Here is a 364-nt window from a genome sequence, read left to right on the forward strand (position 1 = left end):
CGTGCGGGGAACGGCCAGGCGATGCCCGACTCCTTGCGCTGCGCGCGCGGCAGGCCGCGCTCTGCGATCGCCCCGAGGATCCGCGTGTCGATCCCGTCGGCCTCTTCCCTGATCCAGCGGATCTCGGAAGTGGTCGTGTCGCGCTCGCGCGTGACGACCACGACCGACTGCGCGACCCGCAGACCGGCGAGGATGCTCGCGGGATGAGCGGCCGACGAGAGCACGAGGAACGTGATCTCATCGCTGCCGGCGTTCTCGATCGCCGCGTAGGTCTGATCGGTGAGCAGCAGGTCTCCCTGGTACTCGTCACCCTCGTCGGTCGCCGAGAACACGCGCAGGGAGGGGATGGTCGCGGAGGTCGCCG

General features: G+C 70.1%; 1 protein-coding gene. It reads right to left on the reverse strand.

The features are described 5' to 3' along the window. Positions 1-364: hypothetical protein (locus tag SB660_RS19300; protein ID WP_410583841.1), on the reverse strand; the 364-nt coding region annotated here is incomplete at both ends.

Origin of the sequence: Bacillus sp. SIMBA_005 (assembly GCF_046535585.1) — a bacterium.
Lineage (GTDB): Bacteria > Bacillota > Bacilli > Bacillales > Bacillaceae > Bacillus > Bacillus pumilus.